The 20,796-nt window shown below is 72.2% G+C and carries 12 protein-coding genes, 3 pseudogenes and 1 riboswitch; of the genes and pseudogenes, 6 read left to right on the top strand and 9 right to left on the bottom strand.

The window, feature by feature from the left end; genetic code table 11:
- Positions 1-4 precede the first annotated feature (4 nt).
- A complete protein-coding gene (locus tag E6R18_RS21010) occupies positions 5-997 on the bottom strand; it encodes an aldo/keto reductase (RefSeq protein WP_136318440.1) in 993 nt (330 codons plus the stop codon).
- Positions 994-1,920 (bottom strand): aldo/keto reductase, encoded by a 927-nt coding sequence (locus E6R18_RS21005; RefSeq protein WP_136318439.1) that lies wholly within the window; start codon positions 1,918-1,920, stop codon positions 994-996. Before E6R18_RS21005 ends, E6R18_RS21010 begins: the two co-directional genes overlap by 4 nt.
- A 424-nt stretch (positions 1,921-2,344) precedes the next feature.
- On the opposite strand from E6R18_RS21005, the gene E6R18_RS21000 reads away from it, so the two are divergent.
- Positions 2,345-5,827: a M28 family peptidase gene (locus tag E6R18_RS21000; RefSeq protein WP_136318486.1), complete on the top strand. Its 3,483-nt coding sequence runs from the start codon at positions 2,345-2,347 to the stop codon at positions 5,825-5,827.
- A gap of 69 nt (positions 5,828-5,896) precedes the next feature.
- Here the strand turns inward: E6R18_RS21000 and E6R18_RS20995 are convergent, their stop codons facing one another.
- The gene (locus E6R18_RS20995) at positions 5,897-7,339 is read right to left on the bottom strand and encodes a helix-turn-helix transcriptional regulator (RefSeq protein ID WP_136318438.1); all 1,443 of its coding nucleotides are present in this window, start codon (positions 7,337-7,339) and stop codon (positions 5,897-5,899) included.
- Between the two features lie 463 nt (positions 7,340-7,802).
- Here E6R18_RS20995 and E6R18_RS20990 point away from each other — a divergent pair, with 463 nt between their 5' ends.
- Positions 7,803-9,986, top strand: coding sequence for a discoidin domain-containing protein (locus E6R18_RS20990; RefSeq protein ID WP_136318437.1), 2,184 nt, complete (start codon positions 7,803-7,805; stop codon positions 9,984-9,986).
- A gap of 78 nt (positions 9,987-10,064) precedes the next feature.
- On the opposite strand, the gene E6R18_RS20985 is transcribed toward E6R18_RS20990, so the two are convergent.
- Entirely contained in the window at positions 10,065-12,668 is a 2,604-nt protein-coding gene (locus E6R18_RS20985; RefSeq protein WP_240799803.1) for a SpoIIE family protein phosphatase, read from the bottom strand.
- A 342-nt stretch (positions 12,669-13,010) separates the two neighbouring features.
- On the opposite strand from E6R18_RS20985, the gene E6R18_RS20980 reads away from it, so the two are divergent.
- A complete protein-coding gene (locus E6R18_RS20980) occupies positions 13,011-13,496 on the top strand; it encodes a potassium channel family protein (protein WP_136318436.1) in 486 nt (161 codons plus the stop codon).
- Between the two features lie 437 nt (positions 13,497-13,933).
- Complete coding sequence (locus E6R18_RS20975) at positions 13,934-15,256, top strand: geranylgeranyl reductase family protein (protein WP_136318435.1); 1,323 nt, start codon at positions 13,934-13,936, stop codon at positions 15,254-15,256.
- A 55-nt stretch (positions 15,257-15,311) separates the two neighbouring features.
- Here the strand turns inward: E6R18_RS20975 and E6R18_RS20970 are convergent.
- The 5 genes and pseudogenes from E6R18_RS20970 to E6R18_RS20950 all read right to left on the bottom strand — a co-directional run.
- A pseudogene (locus E6R18_RS20970) lies at positions 15,312-16,050 on the bottom strand (SpoIIE family protein phosphatase); the annotation flags it as partial.
- Between the two features lie 119 nt (positions 16,051-16,169).
- Positions 16,170-16,358 (bottom strand): antitoxin, encoded by a 189-nt coding sequence (locus tag E6R18_RS20965; RefSeq protein WP_136318434.1) that lies wholly within the window; start codon positions 16,356-16,358, stop codon positions 16,170-16,172.
- A gap of 165 nt (positions 16,359-16,523) precedes the next feature.
- Positions 16,524-17,396: a LysM peptidoglycan-binding domain-containing protein gene (locus E6R18_RS20960; protein WP_136318433.1), complete on the bottom strand. Its 873-nt coding sequence runs from the start codon at positions 17,394-17,396 to the stop codon at positions 16,524-16,526.
- 5 nt (positions 17,397-17,401) lie between these two features.
- A riboswitch (cyclic di-AMP (ydaO/yuaA leader) is annotated at positions 17,402-17,585 on the bottom strand.
- Between the two features lie 307 nt (positions 17,586-17,892).
- Positions 17,893-18,445, bottom strand: a pseudogene (locus tag E6R18_RS20955) (ABC transporter ATP-binding protein); the annotation flags it as partial.
- A pseudogene (locus E6R18_RS20950) lies at positions 18,434-19,085 on the bottom strand (iron chelate uptake ABC transporter family permease subunit); the annotation flags it as partial. The pseudogenes E6R18_RS20955 and E6R18_RS20950, both read right to left, overlap by 12 nt.
- 215 nt (positions 19,086-19,300) lie before the next feature.
- Between E6R18_RS20950 and E6R18_RS20945 the strand changes: the two are divergent.
- Positions 19,301-19,975: an ABC transporter substrate-binding protein gene (locus tag E6R18_RS20945; RefSeq protein WP_136318432.1), complete on the top strand. Its 675-nt coding sequence runs from the start codon at positions 19,301-19,303 to the stop codon at positions 19,973-19,975.
- The gene (locus tag E6R18_RS20940; RefSeq protein ID WP_136318431.1) at positions 19,972-20,769 is read left to right on the top strand and encodes a 2,3-dihydro-2,3-dihydroxybenzoate dehydrogenase; all 798 of its coding nucleotides are present in this window, start codon (positions 19,972-19,974) and stop codon (positions 20,767-20,769) included. The genes E6R18_RS20945 and E6R18_RS20940 overlap by 4 nt, the downstream gene beginning before the upstream one ends.
- Positions 20,770-20,796: the final 27 nt, after the last annotated feature.

Below are 20,796 nucleotides of genomic sequence, written 5' to 3'. Positions count from 1 at the left end.
CCTGCTACCAGCGGTCGTGGACCGCCGCGCGAATCCGGCGGTCGTAGAGGTCCCGCACCGCGTCGAGCGTGCTCTGCGGCAGCGGGTCGAGCGCGGCGGCGGCCGCGTTGGCCCGCGCCTGCTCCGTCGAGCGCGCTCCGGGGATGACGCTGGTGACACCCGGCTGCTGGATGATCCAGCGCAGCGCCGTCTGCGCCGGGGTCGCGCCCTCGGGGGCGAGCGCGGCGAACTCCGCGGCGGCGGCCACACCGGTCTCGAAGTCGATGCCGGAGAAGGTCTCGCCCTGGTCGAACGCCTCGCCGTGCCGGTTGTACGTGCGGTGGTCCCCGGGGGCGAAGACGGTGTCCGCGGTGTACTTGCCCGACAGCAGCCCGGAGGCGAGCGGCACCCGGGCGATGATGCCGACTCCGGCCGCTTGCGCCGCCGGCAGGACCTCGTCCAACGGCTTGAGGCGGAAGGGGTTGAGGATGATCTGCACGCTCGCGACGCCCGGACGGGCGATGGCCGTCAACGCCTCGGCGCACGTCTCCACGCTCACCGCGTAGGCCGCGATCCGCTGCTCGGCGACCAACGTGTCGAGCGCGTCGTACACCTCGTCGGAGGCGTAGACGGCGGTGGGCGGGCAGTGCAGCTGTACGAGGTCGAGGGTGTCGACGCCGAGGTTGGCGCGGGACCGGTCGTTCCACGTACGGAAGTTGTCCAGGGTGTAGTTCTCCGGCAGCTGGTCGGCGCGGCGGCCCATCTTCGTCGCGACGAAGACCCCGGCGTCGGGCCGCTCCTTGAGATAGCGGCCGATGAGCTGTTCGCTCCGCCCGTCCCCGTACACGTCCGCCGTGTCGAAGAAGGTGACGCCCGCTTCGACGGCCGCGTCGAGCACCCCGAGGGCGTCCGCCTCGCGGACCTCCCCCCAGTCCCCGCCGAGTTGCCATGTGCCTTGTCCGACGACCGATACGTTCCGTCCGGTCCTGCCCAGTTCGCGCTGCTCCATGGGGATCATGCTACGGCCGTCCCGGCGGACTGGCCGAGCGCGGTGAGCCGCAGCATCTCGTCGTCGGCGAGCCGCAGGGCGCCCGCCGCCACGTTGGCCTCCAGGTGGGCGGGGTCGCCGGTGCCCGGGATGGCCAGGACGTGCGGGCCCTGCTGGAGCGTCCACGCCAGCCGGACCTGGGCCGGCGAGGCGTCATGGGCGCGGGCGACGTCGACCAGCGCCTCGTGCTCGGCGGCGTCGGTGGCCCCGGACTCACGGCCGGCACCGGCGATCGCGTAGAAGGGGACGAAGGCGATGCCCAGCTCGCCGCACATGCGCAGCACCTCCTGGGAGTCGGGGCGCCGCTCGCCGATGCCGTAGCGGTTCTGCACGCAGACGACCGGTGCGATGGCCCGGGCCTCGGCTATCTGCTCGGGCCAGACGTTGGACAGGCCCAAGTGGCGGATGAGTCCTTCCTCGCGCAGTTCGGCCAGGGCGCCGAACCAGTCGCCGATCGGGTCGGGCCGGTTCACCCGCAGGTTCACCACGTCGAGGTGGTCGCGGCCGAGCTGGCGGATGTTCTCCTGGACCTGGCCGCGCAGCTGCTCGGGCCGGGCCCAGTCCAGCCAGTCGCCGCAGGGGCCGCGCCCGGGACCGACCTTGGTGGTGATGACCAGGTCGTCCGGGTAGGGGCCGAGCGCCCGGTTGATCAGCTCGTTGGCGGAGCGCAGGGGTGAGAAGTAGAAGGCCGCCGTGTCGATGTGGTTCACGCCGAGTTCGACGGCGCGGCGCAGCACGGCGACGGCCCGGTCCCGGTCGTGCGGGGTGCGCTCACTGCTGAACGCCGCGCCGTTCTGGGTCAGCCGCATGGCGCCGAAGCCGATGCGGTTGACGGTGAGGTCGCCGAGCCGCCAGGTGCCTGCGGCCGCTGCGCCGAGGGAGTGCGAGATCAAGGCTGTTGCCTTCCGTGTGGGTGCCGTTGGGGAGGCCGCCGTATGAGGGGGCGCCAGAGAGCTTGCGGAATTGCCGATTGAGTGATACGGTAACTTTGACAGTTGCGTGCCGATCGCCGTTTCTGGTGAGAGTGCAGGATAGCTTCCGCCTCGCCGCCTGTCCATCCCCGCCCCACCCCTTCCCGCACGCGCGTGCGCCGCCGCGCGCCGTCGCGGGGCGACTTGACCAGACTTGCCAACCCCCTTTCGCGCGCCCGCAGTTCGTTGACGGGGTCATGACGACGTGTGAGTGTTCGGTCGCTCGATCACGGACACCACCCGGACGGACGGCGCGCGGCTGCCGCACGGGCGGGTGCGTCTCCCCACGCCGGTGCCCGTGACCGAGGTCCCCACGAAACGAGGAGCCTCGATGAAACGCAGACCGATGACGGCCGGGACAACCCTGGCCGTCCTCGCCGGAATGCTGGTCGCCATCAGCGGTCCACCAGCAGCCGCAGAACCGTCACCGACCCCCGGCCCCACGGCACTCACCGCCGCCGTGTCGGCCGCCGACCGGGCGGCCGCCAGCGGGCTCGACTCCCTGGCCAAGGGCCCGGACGAGCGCTACGAGCGCCAGATGGTGACCCCGTGGGTCAACGGCCTCTACTCCGTCGCGTACGAACGCACCTACCGCGGCCTGCCGGTCGTCGGCGGCGACGCCGTCGTGGTGGCCGACTCGAAGGGGCGGGTCCGCGGCTCGCAGTCGGCGGTCTCCCGGCGCATCAACGTGCCCACGACCGCGACGGTTTCGGCGAAGTCGGCCGAAGCCGCCTCCCGCAAACAGCTGCGTTCGGTGGAGCGGGTCGAGAGCCACCGGCTCGTCGTACGGGCCACCGGCGAGCGCTCCCGGCTCGCCTGGGAGACCGTGCTCACCGGCCGGAGCGAGAAGGCGCCGAGCCGGCTGCACGTCTTCGTCGACGCGGGCACCGGGGCGGTACTCGACAGCTACGACGACGTCAAGGCCGGCACGGGCAACAGCCAGTGGAACGGGCCCTCCCCGCTCTCCATCAACACGGCGGCTTCCGGCGGCAGTTACTCGCTGCGCGACCCGAGCCGCCCCGGACTGAGCTGCGCCGACTACAGCACCGGCGGCGTCTTCACCAAGTCGACCGACTCCTGGGGCACCGGCAGCGCCTCCAGCAAGGAGACCGGCTGCGTCGACGTCATGTGGGCGGCCCAGCACGAGTGGGACATGCTGCGCGACTGGCTCGGGCGCAACGGCCACGACGGCAACGGCCGCAGCTGGCCCGTCAAGGTCGGCCTGAACGACGTCAACGCGTACTGGGACGGGTCAACGGTCTCCATCGGCCACAACCAGGCCAACCAGTGGATCGGCGCCATGGACGTCGTGGGCCACGAGTTCGGCCACGGCATCGACCAGTACACACCGGGCGGCGCCAACAACGAGTCCGGGCTCGGCGAGGCCACCGGCGACATCATGGGGGCGCTGACCGAGGCGTACACCAACGAGCCGGCCCCGTACGACGACCCGGACTACACCGTCGGCGAGAAGATCAACCTCGTCGGCAACGGGCCGATCCGGATCATGTACAACCCCGGCCAGATCGGCGACCCGAACTGCTACAGCTCCTCCATACCCAACACCGAGGAGCACGCGGCGGCCGGTCCGCTGAACCACTGGTTCTACCTGCTGGCCGAGGGCTCGAACCCGGGCGGCGGCAAGCCCTCCAGCCCCACCTGCAACAACTCCGCGGTCACCGGCGTGGGCATCCAGAGCGCCGGCAAGGTCTTCTACGGCGGCATGCTCCTCAAGACCAGCGGCATGACCTACAAGCGCTACCGCACGGCCACCCTCACCGCGGCCAAGAACCTCGACGCCACCTGCGTGCTGCACAGCCGTACGAAGGCGGCGTGGGACGCGATCAGCGTCCCCGCCCAGAGCGGTGACCCCACCTGCACGCCGAGCGCCGACAATGACTTCTCGCTCTCCCTCGACCCGGCCTCCGGCTCGGTGAAGGCGGGCAACACGGTCACGGCCACCGTGCGCACCACCGTATCCTCCGGCAGCGCCCAGACGGTGAACCTGTCCGCGAGCGGCCTGCCCGGCGGCGTCAGCGTCTCCTTCAGCCCCTCCTCCGTGCAGTCCGGCTCGACCTCGGCCATGACGGTCTCGACGACGCCGGCCGCCGCGCCCGGGTCCTACACCTTCACCGTGAAGGGCGCGGGCGCCCAGGAGCACACCGCGCAGTACACACTGACCGTCACCGACGGCGGCGGCAGCCCGGGCGGCACGCCGCCCGACATCGGCGTCGCCAACGTGCAGGCCCACCTCGCCCAGTTCCAGACCATCGCCTCGCAGAACGGCGGCAACCGGCGGGCCGGCAGCAGCGGCTACACCGCCTCGCTCGCCTATGTGAAGGGCAAGCTCCAGGCGGCCGGATACACCGTCAGCGAGCAGACCTGCACCACCTGCACCTATCCCGGCAACAACCTGATCGCGGACTGGCCGGGCGGCCCCTCCGACAGCACCGTGATGTTCGGCGCCCACCTGGACAGCGTGTCCGCCGGGCCCGGCATCAACGACAACGGCTCCGGCTCCGCGACCCTGCTGGAGAACGCCCTCGTGCTGGCCCAGCAGAACCCGGCCATGACCAAGCACGTCCGCTTCGCCTGGTGGAACGGCGAGGAGCAGGGCCTCCAGGGCTCCAAGCACTACGTGAATCAGCTGACGTCGGCCCAGCGCAGCGCCATCAAGACCTACTACAACTTCGACATGGTCGCCTCGGCCAACGGCGGCTACTTCATCAACAACCTCAACTCCGCCGCCTCGGTCCCGATGAAGGAGTACTGGACCTCCCTCGGGCTCGCCCCGGAGGAGAACGTCGAGGGCCAGGGACGGTCGGACGACTACTCCTTCCAGCAGGGCGGCATCGCCACCTCCGGCTACGCGACCGGTGCCAGTGCCACCAAGACCTCGGCCCAGGCGGCCAAGTGGGGCGGCACCGCGGGCCGTTCGTACGACCCGTGCTACCACCAGTCGTGCGACACCACCTCCAACATCAACGCCACCGCGCTCGACCGCAGCGCCGACGGGGTCGCCTACACGCTGTGGAAGACCGCGGTCGGCGCCACCGCACCGGCCGACGACTTCTCCGTCTCGGTGAACCCGGTCTCCGGGAACGTCCAGCCGGGCGGGTCCGCCACCGCGACCGTGTCCACGGCCACCACCGGCGGCGCCGCGCAGAGCGTGCGGCTCACGGCCTCGGGCGCGCCGAGCGGTGTCACGGTCTCCTTCGCGCCGTCCTCGGTGCAGTCGGGGTCCTCGGCCACCATGACCGTCTCCGCCGGGGCGCAGACCGCGGCGGGCACGTACACCCTCACCGTGACCGGGACCGGCACCGCCACCCACACCACCACGTACTCGCTCGTGGTCGGTGGCGGGGGCAGCTGCCAGCCGCGGCAGGTGGTCGCCAACGGCGGCTTCGAGAACGGGACGGCACCCTGGACGCAGACGGACGGCGTCATCAACAACCGGACCTCCGAGAAGCCCGCGCACAGCGGCTCGTACCAGGCGTGGTTCGGCGGCTGGGGCAGTACCCACAGCGACACCGCGACGCAGTCGCTGACCGTGCCGGCGGGCTGCTCGGCCTACCGGCTGTCGTTCTACCTGCGCACCGACTCCGCCGAGTCGGCGTGGGGGCAGGCGTACGACACCTTCACCGTCAAGCTGGGGTCCCGGACACTGGCCACGTACTCGAACCTCGACGCGAGCAACGGCTATGTCCAGCAGACCTTCGACGTGGCGTCGGCCGCCGGGCAGACGGTGACGCTCGGGTTCACCAGTAAGGAGGACGCCTACCTGCAGACCAGCTTCGTCGTGGACGATGTGGCCCTCGATGTGAGCTGATCCGGCGACGGGGGCGTGTTCGAGGGGGCGGGGCGTGGAGGACACGCCCCGCTTCCGCCGCCGTGGGCCTCAGCGGACCGCGGCGGCCAGTCTGCGCACGAAGTCGTCGATCTCGGGCCGGCCGCCGGTGCGGCCGGCCAGTCTGCCGTGCAGCCCGCGCAGTTCCTGCCCGAGCAGCGTGGAGGGGTGCACCTCGGTGCTGTCCAGGAGGGGCCCGGCGACGGCCGACGCCGCGGCCGGCTCCCCCGCGCAGACGTAGGCGTCGGCCGTCCGGGCCAGGAACAGCATACGGGCCGAGTGCATGCCGGGCGGCAGCAGCCGGATCGCGGTGCCGGCCGCGTCCAGGGCGCGGAGGGCGTAGCGGCGCTCCCCGGTCGCGGCGGCGAGATCGCGCAGGGCTCCGGCGGCGCCGGATTCGACCCGCAGCCGCACGGAGGCGACGGAGAGCCAGGGCGCCTCCGCCTCGTCCCGCTCGCCGGCCCGGTCCATCTGCGACCAGGCGCGGCCGATGTGGTGCAGGGTGCGGTCGGCGTCGCCGCGGACCGCGTGGCCGCGCGCCTGGTACAGATCGCTCATGGCACCCGCCCAGGGCCGGCCCGCGGCGGCCCGGTGGACGGCTTCGCCGTACGCGACCGCGGAGGGGCCGTCGCCCTCCAGCCGGGCGAGGGTGCTCATATCGCTCAGGGCCGCCACCTGGGCCCCGACATGCCCGGCCGTCGCCGCCCACAGCAGGGAGCGGTCGAGCCAGGCCATCGCCGTGCCGTTGCGCCCCCGCAGCAGCCGCAGACAGCCCGCCGACTGGGCGTACTCGGCTGCCAGCGGCGCGAGTTGACCCTGATAGGGGGCGGCCGGGAGGGCCATCCAGCGGAGCATCGCGTGCAGGGTGCGCTCGACGACGGCGGTCGCCTCCGGCCAGGCGCGCTCCTCGTCCGCGCGCAGGCAGACGGCGAGCAGCGCGGTCAGGGCGTGCACGGTGTCGGTGTCCAGGGCCGGGTGGGACGAGGTGTCCGGGCCGAGCGAGCAGAACCGGGCGTGCAGGGCCACCACATCGGGCAGCGCCGGGACCGCGCAGCCGTCCCGGCCGTGCACCGGGCAGGCCAGGCCGTAGGCGGGCAGCCGCGCGGGCAGGACGGTCCCGGGCGGGAGCATCGCCGCGAGCGTTCCGCCCGCGGGTTCGCCGGGCAGCGGCCCCTGCCCGGCCGGCTCCGGAACCGGGCCCCGCACGTCGGATACGGCTTCCGCCCGCTCCCGCGCCTCGGCCTCCTCGCAGGCGGCCAGCAGGTCGCCGCCGGCCGCCAGCAGGTGGTCCAGGCGGCGGGCCAGCGGGAGCGGGGTCCTGCGGGTGCCGTGTTCGAGTTTGCTGATGGCGGTGTGGTCGTAGCCGACCCGGAGGCCCACCTGGGCCTGGGTGAGTCCGGCCCGCCGGCGCCAGTGACGCAGCCGGGTGCCGAACGCCCGCCATGCCCGGGCGCCCCGGGGCCCCGCGGCGACAGGGGCCGTCGTGCCGGTCATCCGGGACCCCGTCGTGCCTGGTCAGCGGCGCGCTGTGCGCCACGTCTACGGCTCATGCCCGGAGGATAGCGAGCACCCGGGCCCGCTGTCCCCGGGGCTGCGGCCACATGTCCGGTAACAGGCGCGGGAGTTCGCGGTGCCCGGTGCGGGCGGCCGGTCTCGCGCGCCGCTTGGTTGCGGTGGCAACGACCCGTTCCGCCGCAGTCACTCCCCGTACGCGCCCTGTCATCACCTGAATCGATGGCCTGTCAGTTCCCTTGCGCGGTTGCCCTCAAGCCGCCTTCAATGCGGACACTCGTGAGGTATCCGTCGTCAACTGTTGTCCTCAAGGGCGTCTGGAGAAGCGGTTGTTGCACACCTATTGACGCAAGGGGAGCGAGGGAGAAGTATCCCCATCGGCCGGAGAGAGCGCTCTCCGGCTTCGTGTCGTGCACCCGTTCCGCGACTCAGGAGACATTCCCCCATGTATGGACCCCCCTTGCTCCACAGACCCGCACCTTCGTCCGGAAGAAGACGTACCGGCGTGCTGGCCGCCGTCGCCGGTCTCGTCGTCTCGCTCCTGGCCTTCGTTCCCTCGACCTCCGCCAGCGCGGCCCCTTCCCTGCTCTCGCAGGGCAAGACGGTGACCACGTCCAGCCAGGAAGGCGCCGGTACCCCCGCCACCGCCGCCGTGGACGGCGACAACGGCACCCGCTGGTCGAGTGCCTTCTCCGACCCGCAGTGGATCAAGGTCGACCTGGGCGCCTCCGCCTCGGTCAGCCAGATCGCACTGAAGTGGGAGGCCGCCTACGCCAAGAGCTACCGCATCGAGTTCTCCACGGACGACTCCACGTGGAGCACCGCCTACTCGACCACCACGGGCCCCGGCGGCAACGAGACGCTGAACGTCTCCGGCACCGCCCGCTACGTCCGGCTGACCGGCACCGCCCGTGCCACCCAGTACGGGTACTCCCTCTGGGAGTTCCAGGTGTTCGGCACCACCGGTGGCGGCGGCGGTCCGCAGATCCCCGGTGGCGGCGACCTCGGCCCCAACGTCCTGGTCTTCGACCCGTCGACGCCCAACATCCAGGCCAAGGTCGACGAGATCTTCCACCAGCAGGAGTCGGCGCAGTTCGGCACCGGCCGCTACGCGCTGATGTTCAAGCCGGGCACGTACAACAACATCAACGCCCAGATCGGCTTCTACACCTCGATCGCCGGACTCGGGCTCAAGCCGGACGACACCACGTTCAACGGTGACGTCACCGTCGACGCGGGCTGGTTCAACGGCAACGCCACGCAGAACTTCTGGCGTTCGGCCGAGAACCTGGCGCTCAACCCGGTCAACGGCACCGACCGCTGGGCCGTCTCGCAGGCGGCGCCCTTCCGCCGGATGCACGTCAAGGGCGGCCTCAACCTCGCCCCGAACGGCTACGGCTGGGCGAGCGGCGGGTACATCGCCGACAGCAAGATCGACGGCCAGGTCGGACCGTACTCGCAGCAGCAGTGGTACACCCGCGACAGCTCCATCGGCAGCTGGGGCAACGGCGTCTGGAACATGACGTTCTCCGGCGTCGAGGGCGCGCCCGCGCAGAGCTTCCCCGAGCCGCCGTACACCACGCTCAACAACACCCCGGTCTCCCGGGAGAAGCCCTTCCTCTACCTGGACGGCAACGCCTACAAGGTCTTCGTCCCGGCCAAGCGCACCAACGCACGCGGCGTCTCCTGGAACGGCACCCCGCAGGGCGAGTCCATCCCGCTGAGCCAGTTCTACGTGGTCAAGCCGGGTGCCTCCGCCGCCACCATCAACGCGGCCGTCCAGCAGGGCCTGCACCTGCTGTTCACGCCGGGCATCTACCACGTCAACCAGACGATCAACATCGACCGGGCCAACACGGTCGTCCTCGGGCTCGGCCTCGCCACGATCATCCCGGACAACGGGGTCACCGCCCTCAAGGTCGGTGACGTGGACGGCGTGAAGCTCGCCGGGCTGCTGATCGACGCCGGCCCGCAGAACTCGCAGGTGCTGCTCCAGGTCGGCCCCGACGGGGCCTCGGCCGGCCACGCGGCGAACCCGACCAGCGTCCAGGACGTCTTCGTCCGGGTCGGCGGCGCGGGCGCCGGCAAGGCCACCACGGGCATGGTGATCAACAGCAACGACACGATTATCGACCACACCTGGCTGTGGCGCGCCGACCACGGCGAGGGCGTCGGCTGGGAGACCAACCGGTCCGACTACGGCCTCCAGGTCAACGGCGACAACGTCCTGGCCACCGGCCTGTTCGTGGAGCACTTCAACAAGTACGACGTCCGCTGGTCCGGCGAGAACGGCAAGACGATCTTCTACCAGAACGAGAAGGCGTACGACGCCCCCAACCAGGCAGCCATCCAGAACGGCAGCACCAAGGGCTTCGCGGCCTACAAGGTCGACGACTCCGTCAACACGCACGAGGCATGGGGACTCGGCAGCTACTGCAACTTCACCGCCGACCCCACCATCCACCAGGACCACGGCTTCGAGGCCCCGGTCAAGCCCGGCGTGAAGTTCCACGACCTGCTCGTCGTCTCCCTCGGCGGCCAGGGCCAGTACAACCACGTCATCAACAACACCGGATCGCCCACATCCGGGACCTCGACCGTTCCGTCGAACGTGGTGTCCTTCCCGTGACGGGAGGCGCATGACACCCGATACCCGAGGTGAGTGAAAGGCGCGGGGCCCGGCGGTGTGCCGGGCCCCGCGCCGCCGTCACAGGGGCCATTGGGTCGGGGGCGGGCCGCCGAGCGTCTGCTCGGACCAGATGACCTTGCCCCGGTCGGTGTACCTGGCGCCCCAGCGCTCCGCGAACTGGGCGACCAGGAAGAGGCCCCGGCCGCCCTCGTCCGTCGTGGCGGCGTAGCGCAGGTGCGGGGAGGTGCTGCTGCAGTCCGACACCTCGCAGATCAGGGACCGGTCGTGAAGCAGCCGGACCTTGATGGGCTCGGAGCCGTAGCGGATGGCGTTGGTGACGAGCTCGCTCAGGATGAGTTCGGTGACGAAACCCTCCTCGTCGAGACCCTGGTCGGACAGCCAGCGGATGGCCTGCCTGCGGACGCCCGCGACGGCCGCGGGGTCCGGGGGGACGTCCCACTGGATGCGCCGGGACGGGTCCAGGGTGCGGGTCCTGGCCACCAGCAGGGCGACGTCGTCGCCGGGGCGGCTGGGCAGCATGGCGTCGAGCACGTCGTCGCAGGTCTCCTCCGGGGTGCGGTCGCGGTCGGCGAGCGAGCGGCGCAGGAGTTCGAGGCCGTCGTCGATGTCCCGGTCCCGGCGCTCCACCAGGCCGTCCGTGTACAGGACCAGACGGCTGCCCTCGGGCACCTGCAAATCGGTCATCTCGAAGGGCATGCCGCCGATCCCGAGGGGCAGCCCGGGCGGGATGTCGGGGAAGCTGACCGTGCCGTCGGGCAGGACGAGCGCGGGTCCCGGGTGGCCGGCCCGGGCGATCGTGCAGCGTCCCGAGACGGCGTCGTAGATCGCGTACAGGCAGGTGGCGCCGGTGATCGCGCCGCCGCCCACCTCCTCGTCCTGGTCCATCCTGACGACCAGCTCGTCGAGGTGGCCGAGGAGTTCGTCGGGCGCCAGGTCGAGCGTCGAGAAGTTGAGGACCGTGGTGCGCAGCCGGCCCATGGTGGCCGCCGCGTGCAGACCGTGTCCGACGACATCGCCGACGACGAGGGCGACCCGTGCGCCGGACAGCGGGATCACGTCGAACCAGTCGCCGCCCACACCGGCCTGGGCCGGCAGGTAGCGGTAGGCGACGTCCAGGGCGTTCTGCTCGGGCAGGCCGCGCGGCAGGAGGCTGCGCTGGAGGGTCACGGCCATCTCGTGCTCGCGGGTGTAGCGGCGGGCGTTGTCGACGCTGACCGCTGCCCGGGCCACCAGTTCCTCCGCGAAGGAGAGGTCGTCCAGGTCGAAGGACGCCTCGTTCTGCGCCCGCCAGAAGTTGGCCACGCCGAGGATGACACCGCGGGCCCGCAGCGGGACGGAGAGCAGCGAGTGGAACCCGTGCTCCAGGATGCGGGCGGCCTGTTCGGGGTCGGGTTCGCGCCACCGCTGGGAGGTGGTCAGATCGGAGACGATCCAGGTGTGCCCGACGCTGGTGCCGAGGCGCTCGGGGGTGGTCGGTACGAAGCCGATGACGCGCCCGGCCGGGTGGAGCGGGTGGTCCTCGTCCACGCAGCGGACGGCGGTGCGGCGCAGGCTCATGACGTCGCCCGTGGGCGGCCGGGGTTCTCCGCCGCGCAGGACGGAGTCGGCGAGGTCGACGGTCACGCAGTCGGCGAACCCGGGGGCCGCGACGTCCGCGAGTTCCTGGGCGGTGGTGGTGACGTCGAGGGTGGTGCCGATCCGGGCGCCGGCCTGGTAGAGCAGCGTCAGGCGTTCGCGTACGGTCTCCGCCCGTCCGGTGACGGCCCGCAGTTCCGTGGTGTCGCGCAGGGTCGCCACCATGCCGGGCTGGCCGCCGCGCTCCTCGGTGGGGCGGAGGTTGACGGCGAGCAGCCGGTCCCCCGCGGGCTTCAGCTCGTCGGTGGCGACCTGTCCGGAGGCGAGCAGTTCGCCGGTGCCGGGGTCCAGTCCGAGGTCGGTGACCGCGCGCCCCTCGGCGTCCGGGGGCAGGTCGAGCAGCCGCCGCGCCTCGTCGTTGGCCAGCAGCAGCCGGTGGTCGGCGCCGATGATGAGGACGCCTTCGCGCACGGCGTGCAGCACCGCGTCGTGGTGTTCGTACATCCGGGTCATCTCGGCCGGGCCCAGGCCGCGCGTCTGACGTCTCAGGCGGCGGCTCACCAGGGCGGCGCCGGCCGTGGTGAGGGCCAGCGCGGCGATTCCGGCGCCGATGGTGAGCGGGACGCTCGGGTACGCCAGCCGGTTCACGGCCTCGACTTTGATGCCCACGGCCACGAGTCCGGCCACCGACCCGTCCCGGCGCAGGACGGGCACGGCCGAGGCGACCGCCCTGCCTCGGCTGGCCGAGACCGTGCGGGTGACGGACCTGCCGTCGAGGGCCTCCTTGTAGGGGACGGGGACCTTCTTGCCGATGAGCGCGATGTCGCGGTGGGTGTAGAGGACGCCGTTGGTGCCGGCCACGACGACGACTTCCACGCCGGTGCTCTGCCGGATCTCCTCGGCGCGCGGCTGGAGGACGGCCGTGGGGTCCTTGCTGTCGAGGGCGGCGGCGACACCGGGGGCGTGCGCGAAGGTCTGGGCGACGCTCAGCGACTGGGCGCGCGCCGCGCTCATGCTGTCGCGCCGGCCCTGGACGACGAGCGCGACGACCGCGGCGGCGACGAGCAGGACGACGATGCTCAGCATGAGGACGAAGAACTGGCCTGCCACCGTGCGGACACTGAAGAGGGCGCGCAGCCGGCGCCCTGGTGAGGTCCGCTCGCGGGGCGGCCCGGAGGGCGCGGGTTCGTCACCGCCGGGGCGGCCGCCATCGTGTCGATGCGGCCGTCGGGCGGAGCGGTGAGACCACGCCCGGAATCGACCTGTACCACCCACATCTTCAGGTTTAACACGGATTGCCGGAGTGCGATCGGTGTGCGTGACCCGCCCCCGGGCCCGGGCGGGCCCGTCCGGTGCGATCGGGTGACGCGGGGCGGCCGGGCGCGTGCCCGGCCGCCGGGAGTGCCGCCCGCGCCCCATGATCCGGAAATGGTGCCTGTGTTCCTGACCAAGGCGGTCGAGCTGCTGCTCGGCCGGGAGAGCCGTTCGCTGCACCTCAAGGCGGCGGGCTGGGCGACGGTGCTGCTCGCCCTGACCGTACTGGTGGGCTCCTGGGTGGAGCTGGTGGCCGAGCGGCATGCCCCGCACGCCACCATCACCTCCTACCCCCGGGCGCTGTGGTGGTCGGCGGAGACCGCGACGACCGTCGGGTACGGCGATTTCTCCCCGGTGACGCTGTGGGGGCGGATCGTCGCCGTCGCCGTGATGGGCGTCGGCATCACGACGTACGGGATGGTCACGGCGGCCCTCGCGACCTGGTTCGTGGGGCACGAGCAGCGGCGCCGCCACCGGCTCGCACGCGAGGCCGAGCACGCCGCGCGCGCGATGCGCGACGAGACCGAGCAGTTGCTGCACGAGCGGTTCGACCGCATCGAACGGCTGCTCGCGGAGGCGGGCCGCAGGCCGCCGCAGTGAGCGGTGCGGTGGCCGCACACGGTCGCCGGACACACGTCGAGCGGCCCGGCGACGTGTGAACGGCGTGGTGCCGGGCATAGGACCGGTTACCGACAGGAGGTGGTGGCAGTGGGCCGCATCAGAGTCGTCCGGCGTCCTCAGCTTCCGCAACGGCCGCCGCCCCTCGATCTGCGCACGCCGTCCGGGCGCCCGCTGCCCTACTGACCGCGTCCGCGCACCACCGCCCCTGCGCCGCCGCGCGGGTGCGCCGTGCGCGTCCGCCGCACGTGCGAGCAGACGGGCGGTTTTCGTATGCCCTCCCGGTTCCCGGCGGCCCGTGGGCGGTGTTCTCCGGGACCTTGTCGATCACCCTCCCGGTGAGCGGGGGAACCCGGCAGGATGTCGGTGTACAGGGCCGTCGTCCTCGGACGGCGGTACCGACCGAGGAAGGGAGCCCCATGCGGGAGACGCGTGCAGAGCAGTCGCCGTCGGACGAGGAGACCGCCCAGGGCGCGGCCGAGGAGGCCCAGGTGATCGTGGTGGGGGCCGGGCCGGCCGGCTCGTCCGCCGCCTATCACCTCGCCAGGGCCGGTGTCGACGTGCTGCTGCTCGAAAAGTCCCGCTTCCCCCGCGAGAAGGTGTGCGGGGACGGCCTGACCCCGCGCGCGGTGCACCAGCTGATCCGGATGGGCGTCGACATCAAGGCCCCGGGCTGGACCAGGTCGCGGGGCATGCGCTGGGTGGCCGGCGACCGGCAGGTGCAGATCGACTGGCCCGCGCTGGGCGGCTACCCGGACTTCGGGCTCACCCGCAGCCGGCACGACTTCGACGACATCCTGGCCCGTCACGCCGTCGCCGCCGGTGCCCGGCTGCGCACCGGTGTGAAGGTGAAGGAGCCGGTGACCGACCGGGCGGGCCGGATCACCGGGGTGACGGCCGTGTCCGACGCCGGGCCGGTGGTGCACCGGGCGCCGGTCGTGATCGCCGCCGACGGAGCCTCGGCCCGGATCGCCCTGGCCATGGGGCTGCAACGGGACGCCAAGCGGCAGATCGCCACCGCCGCGCGCCGGTACTACCGCAGCCCCGAGCGTTCCCAGGAAGAGTTCCTGGAGCTCTGGGCCGACCTCCGCTTCCCCCGTAGCGACCACTATCTGCCGGGGTACGGCTGGATCTTCCCGATGGGCGACGGCCGGGTCAACGTCGGCCTCGGCGCACTCCCCCACCGCCGTCACGGCAGCGCCGATCTGCGGGCCACACTGGATGGGTGGCTGGCCCGTACGCCCGCCGAGTGGGGGCTGCGGGAGGAGAACGCCGAGGGGCCCGTGCGCAGCGCCGCCCTCCCGCTGGGCTTCAACCGCCACCCCCTCTACACCCGGGGGCTCCTCCTGGTCGGCGACTCAGGGGGCATGGTCAGCCCGTGGAACGGCGAGGGCATCGGGCAGGCCCTGGAGGCCGGTGAGGTCGCCGCCGAGACGACGGCGCTCGGGCTCGCGCTGCCGCCGGGCCCGCGGCGGGAGCGGGCGCTGCGCCACTACCCGGCCGAGATGAACCGCCGCTGGGGCCGCTACTACCGGCTCGGCAACACCGCCGCCGACCTGATCTTCAGCCGGTCGGGCTTCCAGCCGGTGCTCAACCGCTATGTGATGGGGTCACCGGCGCTGCTCAACACCCTGGCCCGGCTCCTCACCAACCTCACGCAGCACCCCTCGCGCGACGCGATCGACCATGTCCTGAACACGGCGGTCCGTCTCGTCCCCGCCCCGAGCCCCCGGCGCCGCTGACCGGGCCGCCGCTTCAGGTGTCGTACGGGTCCGCCCCGGGCACCCCGAGCAGTTTCACGATGTAGCAGCAGCTCGCGAACTGGCCGGTGTCGAGGTCGATGAGCAGGCGGTTGGTGCCGCTCATGACCTCCTGCGGGTCGTGGCCGCTGAGCGCGAAGGCACGGACGGCGCTGCGGAGCTGTCCCATGGTGGCGGCGGCGACTGGTACGACGTGATCGAGACCGGCGGCAGACGCGACCTGGTCATCGGCGACGTCCGGGGGCACGGCGTCTCCTCCGACGTCCATGCCCTGGGTGCCGGCCGGGTAGCGGCCCTCGGTGACGACGCCGGGCACGACGGGCAGCTTGTGCGGCAGCAGGGCGTCCTGGAGGCCGCGGGCGGGGGCGGCCTCGGCGTCGTAGCGCTGGGCCCGCTGGAGCGCCTGCGCGATCAGACCGGCCAGTGCGGTCAAGGCCGTACGCTCCTCCGGGCTGAAGCCGCGCGGCTGGTCGAAGCCGAGGATGCAGGAGCCGACGTGCCGTCCGGAGGCGATCAGCGGCAGGAAGGCGCGGGCGCCGACGTCGGCGTCCATCCTCGGCCGGCCGGTTGACGTAGGTGATCCGGCCGAAGCGGTCGAGCGAGAAGATGCCGCTCGGCAGCCGGTCGGCGGCCTCGGGGACGACCGGGCCGATGCCCAGGTCCACCAGGAAGCCGGTCAGGTGCCCGCCGGGACCGGTGCCGTCCCGGCGCCCGGAGACCTCCAGCAGGTGGGAGCGCCCGTCCGGGCCGCACAGCCGCATCCGGCGTACGACGGGGCCGCCGGAGCCGGCCGCCTGGGGGTCCGGCCGGGCCTGGCCGCGGGGCCGGGGCGTGCCGGAGCGGTGGGCGCCACGGGCATGGCGTCCACCGCTCCGCTCACCGCAGGCGCGAGCGCCTACCGGTCGTCGCCGGGCGGGCGGCGGTCACCGAACTGGTCATTGAGCTTCTGCTGGGCGGAATCGACCTGCTTGCCGTACTTGCCGCCGGTCCTCTTGTCGACGAAGTCGCCGCCCTTCTCGACTCCCTGGCGGGCCTGGTCCGGGTGGCCCTTGATCATGCCCTTGATCTTGTCGAGCATGCTCATGACTGTCCTCCTTGGAACGCTGACCATCCCAGCATCCACGCGTTGCCCGGGTGTCGCACCCCGGGGCGCCACCGGCGCCGGCCACGCGAAAAGGGGTGGAAGGAAGCGGGTCCGCTTCCTTCCACCCCTGCTCACGGCTCCGCCCCGAGCGCGGAGCCGCGGGGATCAGTAGGCGCCGAAGACGTTGTCCATCGAGCCGTAGGTGGCGGCTGCGTAGTTGCACGCGGCCGTGATGTTGGCGACCGGGTCGAAGATGTCCATCGAGGTGCCGGGCACGTGGTAGGCGTCGAAGGTGGGCTGGATCACCTGGAGCAGGCCCTTGGAGGGCGTGCCGGCGACAGCGTTGGAGTCCCAGTCGTTGACGGCGAGCGGGTTGCCGGAGGACTCGCGGATGATGTTGCGGTAGATGCCGTCGTAGCTGCCGGGGATGCCGTTCTGGGCCATGACGGCGAGGGATTCCTTGATCCAGCCGTCGAGGTCGTCGGTGTACGTGGTGGCCGTCTGCGTCTCGGTGGCCGCGGCGGTCTTCTCGGCGACCGGCACGGTCGTGCGCTCGGAGCGGTCGGCGCGGTCGGCGCTCTCGGTCCGGACGGTGGTACCGGCCGTCTTCTCGGCGTTCTCCGCCTTGAATTCGCTCTTCTTGGCGGCCTTCGGGGCGGCGGCCTCCGACTGGGCGCCGATGGTCAGCTTCAGACCCGGGTGAATGAGGTCGGGGTTGCCGCCGACGACGTTTCGGTTGTCCTTGTACAGACGCTCCCAGCCACCGCTGAGGGAATGACCACGGGCGATCTTGTAAAGCGAATCGCCGGAGACCACGGAATAGGTGGTGGGCGTGGCCTTGCGCACGGCAATTTCCTTGCCGGCGACGGAAGTCGGGGCGGCGGCCTTTTCGGCGACGACGCTCTTCGCGGGCGCCGCGGAAGCCGATCCGGCGGTCATCAGGGGGAGCGCGAGAACGGCTCCGCCCGCGCTCACGGCGATGAAACCGCGGGTCAGGGACGTGGACTTGGCACGACGGTGCTTACCCGGGATGGGCATGGCGCATTTCCTCTCCGCCGCCTGCGAGGTGAGCTGTCGGGTTGGGACTGGAGATGTCCGGCCGCACATGGCGACTTCACCCCTAGCCGCTCCGGATACCGGACCGGCGGCAAACCTGGGTCCCCCGCTCCTGCCGTACGTGATGTGGTCGGGTCCCCGGACGGCGGCAGGATTCGGCGTTCCATCCGGATTGATTGACGGTGACCGTAAGCGAGAAACGACGGCCGGAACAAGCCCGGAATTCGTGATCACAATTGTTTTGCAAGATCAATCAAAGGAAATGCTCATGATCGGCCGTCGCGAAGGAAGTCAACTTTCTTGGCACGTCTGGGAACCGAGGCATCGGATCATGCGTCAGGGATGGGAAACGTGATGCTGACCACTGCGCCCGAAAGGGGCGATTTAGCAAGTGTTGACGCCTTTGAGTGCCCCCAAAGGCCCCTCAAAGCTCCTTTCTTCGTATTTCAGGCATAGGCGTGCAATTGGGACATCACGGGGTGTGGCCGGTGGCGGCGACCTCGCGGACGAGTTCCAGGGCCTCCACGGCGTGGCCGAGGGCGCTGGTGGGCTCGTCGAGCAGGATGAGCGGGGTCTGCCGGGCGAGGACCATCGCGAGCCGGCAGCGCTGGCGCTGCCCGCCGGAGAGCCGGCCGACGCGCTCCCCGGCCAGGGGCGGTGGTGCCGGTGGCGTCGAGCGCGTCGCGTACGGCCCGCTCCTCCTCGCGCGACCACTGCCGCAGGAGCCCCCGGTGCGGGCTGCCGCCGTACCGTACGAGCCCCGCCACGGTGATGGCCTCGGGGGCGCGCGGCGACTGGGGCAGCAGGGCGACCCGGTGCTCGGCGCGGCGTTGGCCCCTCTCCCAGATGTCCGCGCCGTCCACCAGGACCGCGCCGGAGACGGGGCGGTGGAGCCGGGCGACGGTGCGCAACAGGGTCGACTTGCCGCAGCCGTTGGGGCCCACGACGGCGACGACCTGTCCGGCGGGCACGGCGAGGTCGGCGTCCGCACGACGGGGCGATGGAGGTATCCGGCGTGCGAGGAAGGCGATGGAGCCCGCCACGGCGACCGCGCACCCGGCGAGCGGCGAGACGGCCGCGGCGACGACGAGCCGCGAGGGAGCCCATCGCCCAGTAGCGGTAGGGCCCGGAGGCGGACTGGGTGCCCAGCAGGACGTACGAGGTGAGCCCGTGGAAGGCGGCGCCGAGTGCCGAGCCGGCCAGGACGAGCCGCAGTGGCGATCAGCCGCGCCGCCCGGAGGCGGCGAAGAGCAGGACCACCACGCTCGCGGTCATGCCGCCCGCCGGCGCCCATCCCAGCGGTGCGGTGGGCGATTTCGCGCCGAAGTAGGTGAGCCCGAGGACCACGGCGAAGGCGGCCCCCGAATGGACGCCGAGGAGTGCTGTTTCGGCGAGCGGGTTGCGGGTGGCGGCCTGGAGGAGGCATCCGGCGGTGCCGGGGCAGGCACCGACGAGGACGGCGGCGAGGGTCCGTGGGAGGCGTACGTCCAGGACAGCGAGGTGCAGTTGGGCGTCCGCGCGGGCGGCAGGGTCGCCGGTGAGGTAGTGCCAGGCTCCGCCGGCGGAGCCGGTGCCGGTGCCGATGACGAGGGCGAGCAGGACGCGGGCCGGCGGCAGGAGTGCGAGCCCGGTGGCCGTCCAGCGGACGCAACGCCCTTTCCCCGCCAGCATTTCGCTGGAGAAGGACCTTGTTTCGGGCCGTCCCCCTTGCAGGATCGACATATGGTTAGCCTAACCTAAGTGTTCTGTGCGGATCGCGGCGGTCCCCGGGGCGCACCCCTGCCCTGAGAAGCCGTCAAGCGCTCTGTACTGCTCGCCCCGTCGGTTGCTACGGAACGCCCGCCCGGACCTACTCGCCCCTCGCATACAAACGGAGATCCCAGGCCATGGCGCCGCATCCCACCTCGTCACCCCGTCGCACCCTCCGCCCCGCCGTGGCGGCACCGCCGGCCGGCGTCTGCGCTCTCGCCATGAGCGCCTGCGGAGCGTCCGGCGAACCGGACGCGTCCGCCCACGCGGGCGCGGCGACGACGACGCGGGTGACGGATGCGACCGGAACCGCGGTGAAGGTCCCCTCGGCGCCCGAGCGCGTCGTCGCCCTCAGTCAGATGGACCTGCACGCGGCGCTCACCCTGGGCGGGCAGCCGGTGGGTCTCACGGCGGGCCGCGGCCAGAAGGGTGCTCCCGGCCACCTCGCCGTCCGGGCGAAGGGCGTCCCGGTCGTGGGCGCCGTCGCCGGCCCGGACATCGAGAAGGCCGTCCAGGCGGACCCGGACGTGATCCTGGCAGGCCGGCTCGCTGACGAACAGGTCCTCCAGCAGGTGCGGAAGAGCGCGCCCCCGGTCGTCACGATCGACAGCGGCGAGGACTGGACGAAGTCGCTCACGCTCACCGGCAAGGCCCTCGTCGGCGAGCCGGCTAAGGAGCCCGCGTACCAGCGGCTCAAGGCCGTGCGCGCCGGACAGGCGACCGTGGTCGACGGCGCCAAGTGGACGAGCCCGGGCGGCGCGCAGGCGGCCGTCTCGGTGCTCGACGACATCCGGAAGGCGACGGTCAAGTGACCACCGAGCAGGAACTCACCGGCCGGCTCGCCCTGGTGACGGGAGCGGGCCGCGGCATAGGCGAGGCGGTCGTGCGGGCCCTCGCCGAGCGCGGCTGCCGGGTCCTGGCGACCGACGTGGACCGCGAAGGGGTCGACGCCCTGGCCCGGGAGCTCGGCGAGAACGTCGTCGCGCGGGCCCTCGACGTCACGGACGCGGCGGCCGTCGACGCGCTCGTCGCCGAGGCCGAGGAGTCGGTCGGCGCGCTCGGCATCGCGGTCAACGTCGCCGGGATACTGCGCTGTTCACCCGTCTCCGAGCTGACGGACGAGGACTGGGCGGCGACGTTCGCCGTCAACACCAACGGGGTCTTCCACGTCTCGCGGGCCGTCTCACGCCGGATGGCCGAGCGCGGGGCGGGCAGCATCGTCACCGTCGCCTCCAACGCGGCGGGCATACCCCGGACGACCATGGCGGCGTACGCGGCGTCGAAGGCCGCCTCCGTGATGTTCACCAAGTGCCTCGGCCTGGAGCTGGCGCCGAGGGGCGTGCGCTGCAACACTGTCTCGCCCGGCTCCACCCTCACCGACATGCAGCGCGGAATGTGGCCGGCCGGTGAGGAGCGGGACGACGGGCCCGCCGCCCGGCGCGTCATAGCGGGGGACCTGGCGAGCTACCGCACGGGCATCCCGCTCGGCCGGATCGCCGAGCCGTCGGACATCGCCGAGGCGGTCGCCTTCCTGGTGTCCGACCGCGCCCGCCACATCACCCTGCACGACCTCTACGTCGACGGCGGCGCCACGCTGCGGGCCTGACCGGCACGCACGGCGTCATTGACAGCG

It is taken from the genome of Streptomyces sp. A1277, from assembly GCF_004795015.1.
Taxonomy (GTDB): Bacteria; Actinomycetota; Actinomycetes; order Streptomycetales; family Streptomycetaceae; genus Streptomyces.
This window is presented reverse-complemented; position numbering and strand designations above follow the sequence as displayed.